Source organism: Jatrophihabitans sp., assembly GCF_051960575.1.
Taxonomy (GTDB): Bacteria; Actinomycetota; Actinomycetes; order Mycobacteriales; family Jatrophihabitantaceae; genus JBQCEE01.
Genome location: NZ_JBQCEE010000291.1, coordinates 1 through 5,032 on the forward strand (window position 1 = coordinate 1; position 5,032 = coordinate 5,032).

The following is a 5,032-nucleotide window of genomic DNA, read 5'->3' on the forward strand; positions in this document are numbered from 1 at the left end:
GCCCCCCCCCCCCCCCGGGGGGGCCCGCCCGACGCGCGAGACGCCCGAAATCGCCCATCCGGACCCATCAGCGGGACTCAAGACCCTGCCCGATCGGCCGATGGACAGAGCAGAGCAAGAACCCGTCGGCCACGGATGGCCGATGGCAACGCACACCAGCCAAGGACGGATCATGGTGCACCTCACCAGGCTCGGCGGCCCGGTCTTCGCGCTCAACCCCGATCTGATCGAGCGCGCAGAGGCCACGCCCGACACCGTCGTGACACTCGTCAACGGATCGAAGTACGTCATCCGCGAGTCGCTCGAGGAACTCACCGAGCTCATCACCGCGTTCCGTGCGCGCGTCATCGGCGCCGCGCACACGCCCGACCTGCGGGTCGTGGCGCCGGCGGCCGACGACCACGACGGCGACGTCGACGCCCCCGCCGCCACCGACCGCCCGGAGCACCTCACCAACGTGCTCCCGCTTCGCCACGGAGAGCAGTGATGGACCCGGCATCGATCATCGGCATCGGCCTTGCGTTCGCCGCGATCGTCGGATCGACGATCATGGAGGGTGGCGACATCATGGCCATCTTCCTGCCGGCCCCCATGATCCTCGTCTTCCTCGGCACCATCGGCGCCTCCGTCGGCGGCACGATGATGAAGGACGCCATCAACCTCCCGAGGTCGCTCATCAAGGCGATGACGGCCAAGCCCGTGGTCGCCACCGACGACGTCGAGGTGATCGTCAAGCTCGCCGAGAAGGCTCGCCGCGACGGCCTGCTGGCGCTCGAGGGCGAGATCGCGAACGTCGAGAACCCCTTCCTCAAGCGGGCGCTCGAGATGGCCATCGACGGCACCGACCCGGACGAGGTCGCCGACATCCTCGGCGCGGAGGTCGACGCCAAGCGGGCGGCCGACGCCGCCGAAGCCAAGATCTTCAGCGACATGGGCGGCTACGCACCGACCATCGGCATCATCGGCACGGTGCTCGGTCTCGTGCACGTGCTCGGCTCGCTGAGCGACCCGTCGTCGCTCGGCGAGAAGATCGCCGGCGCGTTCGTCGCGACGCTCTGGGGCGTCATGACCGCAAACTGCCTCTTCTTCCCCATCGGCAACCGGCTCAAGCGCCTCAGCGCGGTCGAGTGCGAGCAGATGGAGCTCTCGCTGGAGGGCGTGCTCGCCATCCAGGCCGGCTCCAACCCGCGCATGATCGCCCAGAAGCTGCAGAGCATGTTGCCGAAGGGTGAGGCACCGGCCAAGAAGGCCGCCTGATGTCCGGCGGCGGCCGCGGGCACGGCAGTGCCGTCGCGCGGTCGAAGCAGCGCCGCAGCGGCGGCCACGCGGAGGAGCACGAGGAGGGCGGCGCCGAGCGCTGGCTGGTCACCTACGCCGACATGCTGACGCTGCTGCTCGTGCTGTTCATCGTGCTGTTCTCGATCTCGGTCGTGAACACCTCGAAGTTCATCGCGCTGAGCCAGTCGCTGTCGAACGCCTTCGGCAACGGCCACAACTCGGTGCTCGACGGCGGCGAGTCGCTGCTGCAGAGCTCGACGCAGGGCCAGGGCCAGACCGTCGTCGACCCGGGCCAGCCGATCTCGACGCTGAACGGCATCGGCGGCATGGACAGCAAGAAGCCGCAGTTCACCTCCGGCGTCATGTCCGAGCTCGAGGACTACCGGAACATCGAGAAGGCGGTGAAGGACGGCCTGGCCAAGAAGGGCCTGACCAACGCCGCCATGTTCAAGATCGACCGCCGCGGCCTGGTCATCACCGTGCTCACCGACGAGCTGGTCTTCCCCGGCAACAGCGCCACCCTGCTGTCCGGCGGGTCGGCCATCCTCTCGGCGGTCGCACCCTCACTGGCCAAGGACAAGCACAACGTCGAGGTCGACGGGTTCACCAACCAGCTCAACGTCAGCACCGGCCCCTACCCGAGCGGCTGGGAACTCTCGTCCGCCCGCGCCTCGTCGGTGGTGCGATACCTCATCGCCGCCGGCGTGCACCCCGACCGGCTCTCGGCGGTCGGCTTCAGCGACCAGAAGCCGCTGCTGCCGGCGTCCGACCCGCGTTCGGTCACCCGCAACCGCCGGGTCGAGATCGTCGTGCTGACCTCCCTGCCCGCCGCCGACCAGGCCACCCTGCCGGTCGCCGACCAGACCATCCCGGCGAACTGACGCCCCCGACCCACCGTCCACCAGGAGAACACCATGCCCGCCGTGAAAGACAAGGCGAAGGCCGAGGGCGACGCCACCACCGAGGCCCCCGCCAAGAAGAAGCTCGACGTCAAGTCGCCGAAGTTCCTCGTCATCCTCGTCGTCCTCATCGCCGGCGGCTACTTCGGCTACTCGAAGTTCGCCGCCCCGGCCGCCCCGACCAAGCCGGCGGCCCCCAAGGCCGGCGAGGTCGTGAAGATGGACAAGCAGATCGTGAACCTCGCCGACGGGCACCTGCTGCAGATCGAGGCCGACATCCAGCTCGCCGAGGGCAAGACGCTGCCGACGACGTCCGAGAAGCTCCCGCAGACCAGCCAGGCCGAGGAGACGGTGATCAACACCTACAGCAACGCGACGCTCGCCAACCTCGCGAAGGCCGGGACGCGGGAGGCGCTGAAGCAGCAGCTCGTGACCGCGTTGCAGAAGGACTACGGCAAGGACGTGATCTTCGGCGTGTTCATCAGCGTCTTCACCACGCAGTGACCCCCGCCGGGCACCTCGACGGACCGGTGGGACGCACCAGGACGGCTCCCACCGGTCGCTGACAGGACGTGGACCCGCGCCCACGCCGCGCGGGTCCAAGGTCCCGAATCATCTGCCCGACCGGACAGCCGCTCAAGCGACGCGCGAGGGCCGCCGATAGGTTCGGCGTGCAACCGAGCCTGCGTGAGACCCCCACACGCGCGAGCCGCACGAGCGGGGTCACACCGTACGACTTCCGTCGCCCCACGAAGTTGTCGCGTGAACACCTGCGCATGCTGCAGATGTCCTACGACACCTTCGCCCGGCGGGCGACGACGCTGCTGACCAGCGCGCTGCGCCAGGTGTGCCAGGTGACGCACACCGAGATCGTCCAGCAGAGCTACGAGGAGTACATCGCCGGTCTGCCTCAACAGACGTTGATGGCCATGCTGGACGTGCCACCGCTGCCCGGCACCGGCATCTTCGAGTTCTCGCTGCCGACCGCCCTCGCCTCGATCGACCACCTGCTCGGCGGCCCCGGTGGGCCCCAGCAGCTGCGCACGCTCACCGACGTCGAGCTCGTGCTGATCAAGGGGCTGCTCGAGCAGATCCTGGGCAACCTGCAGTACGCGTTCGAGCTGCTGCTCGGCATGAAGCCCGCGCTCAACGACATCGAGTACAACCCCGCCTTCGCCCAGGCCGCCGGCGCGACCGACGCCGTGGTCGTCGCCGAGTTCGACATGGTGATCGGGACCGAGCAGTGCCGCGCGACGCTGTGCCTGCCGCTGACCCCGATGCTGCCGCGGCTGGCCATGCACCGTGCCCGCGGCGAGGACGCCGTCGACGCCGGCATGGTCGGCACCAGCGCGGTGCGGCGGCTCAAGGACCGGCTCGGCAACGTGCCGCTCGACGTCAGCGTGCGTTTCGCGCCGACCACCCTCTCGACGCACGAGATCCTCACCCTCGCCGTCGGCGACATCGTGCCGCTGCGCCACAAGCTCGGCGCCCCGCTGACCGTCGAGGCCGCCGGCGAGGTCTTCGGCCACGCCATCGCCGGCCGCACCGGTCAGCATCTCGCCGCCCTCGTCACCACCCCGCCAGCCACCGCAGGAACCCAGGAGCGCCCCCGATGACCACTGCCCCCACCGTCGCCGTCGCGCTGGCGTCACAGGCTGCCGCCGCCGTCGCCGCGACGCTGGCCAGCGCCGAGCCGCTGACCGCGGGCGAGCCGACGCCGGACACCGGCATCGTCGCCGCGGGCGGCCAGGCCGTGCTGGTGCCCTTCACCGGACGCGAGTCCGGTGAGGTCGCGATCGTGCTGGACGAGCAGCTGGGCAGCGCCCTGGCCGGCTCGGAGCTCGGCCCGCTCGACCCCGGCCAGGCCCTCGGCCCCACGCTCGACGCCGTGGCCCTCGCCCTCGGCGACGTGGTGCTCGGCCGGCCGCAGACGGTCACGGGCGCCGACGCCCTGGCCCGCGTGATGGCGCACGACGACGCGGTCGTCGTGCCGCTGCTCGCCGCGGACGTGCCGCAGGCCGCCGTACTGGTCGGCATCGACGCCCCCGCCGTCGTCGAGGAGGGCCCCGGCCCGAGCGACACCGAGCGCATCCAGCGGCTCGAACTGCTGCGCGGTGTCGAGATGGAGGTCTACGCCGAGCTCGGCCGCACCCGCATGACCGTGAACAACCTGCTGGCGCTGCGCCCCGGCGCGATCATCGAGCTCGACCGCGCCGCCGGCGCCCCGGCCGACCTGCTGGTCAACGGCCACCTCATCGCCAGGGGCGAGGTCGTGGTCATCGACGAGAACTACGCGCTGCGCATCACCCAGATCCTCTCCGAGGACGGGGGCCGCTGACGTGGAGACCGTCTCGACGATCGGCCGCCTCCTCATCTCGCTGGCCGCGGTGCTCGGCCTGATGTGGGTGATCGCTCGTAAGGCCGGCAAGCGCACCGGCGCCGGCAAGTCGACCCGCGTGGTCGAGGTGCTCGGCCGCCAGCAGCTCACCCGCTCGGCCTCCGTCGCCGTCGTGCGCATCCTCGACCAGGCGCTCATCGTCGGCATCACCGACGGACAGGTGAACCTGGTCGGTGAGACCGAGCTCGACCGCGTGCAGGCCGTGCTCGCCGCCGGCGGGACGCCGGGCAAGAAGACGAAGCTGCGCACCACCCGCGTCCCGATCGAACTCGGACGCAGCACCGCCCCCGCCGCCGCGCCCGCAGCGGTCGCCGTGGCCGACCGACCGGACGGTCGCCCGACGGTGAACCGCCGCACCCCCGACCCGGCAGCCGGCAAGGGCGGCGCGCTCGCCGGCTCGGCGCTCTCGCCGGCGACATGGAAGCAGACGGTCGAGGCGCTTCGCGACATGACCGTC

General features: G+C 70.9%; 7 protein-coding genes. All 7 read left to right on the forward strand.

The features are described from left to right. Positions 1-142: 142 nt before the first annotated feature. The gene (locus ACTHMS_RS16310; protein ID WP_440307719.1) at positions 143-487 is read left to right on the forward strand and encodes a flagellar FlbD family protein; all 345 of its coding nucleotides are present in this window, start codon (positions 143-145) and stop codon (positions 485-487) included. Next, entirely contained in the window at positions 487-1,257 is a 771-nt protein-coding gene (locus tag ACTHMS_RS16315; protein ID WP_440307720.1) for a motility protein A, read from the forward strand. Before ACTHMS_RS16310 ends, ACTHMS_RS16315 begins: the two co-directional genes overlap by 1 nt. Then, positions 1,257-2,159 (forward strand): flagellar motor protein MotB, encoded by a 903-nt coding sequence (locus ACTHMS_RS16320; protein WP_440307721.1) that lies wholly within the window; start codon positions 1,257-1,259, stop codon positions 2,157-2,159. The genes ACTHMS_RS16315 and ACTHMS_RS16320 overlap by 1 nt, the downstream gene beginning before the upstream one ends. Before the next feature lie 33 nt (positions 2,160-2,192). Further along, on the forward strand, positions 2,193-2,681 hold the full coding sequence (locus ACTHMS_RS16325; RefSeq protein ID WP_440307722.1) for a flagellar basal body-associated FliL family protein: 489 nt from the start codon (positions 2,193-2,195) through the stop codon (positions 2,679-2,681). A 167-nt stretch (positions 2,682-2,848) separates the two neighbouring features. Then, positions 2,849-3,793: a flagellar motor switch protein FliM gene (locus ACTHMS_RS16330; protein WP_440307723.1), complete on the forward strand. Its 945-nt coding sequence runs from the start codon at positions 2,849-2,851 to the stop codon at positions 3,791-3,793. Further along, positions 3,790-4,515 (forward strand): flagellar motor switch protein FliN, encoded by a 726-nt coding sequence (gene fliN / locus ACTHMS_RS16335; RefSeq protein ID WP_440307724.1) that lies wholly within the window; start codon positions 3,790-3,792, stop codon positions 4,513-4,515. The genes ACTHMS_RS16330 and fliN overlap by 4 nt, the downstream gene beginning before the upstream one ends. 1 nt (position 4,516) lies before the next feature. Further along, a partial coding sequence (locus tag ACTHMS_RS16340; protein WP_440307725.1) for a FliO/MopB family protein occupies positions 4,517-5,032 on the forward strand: 516 nt, incomplete at its 3' end.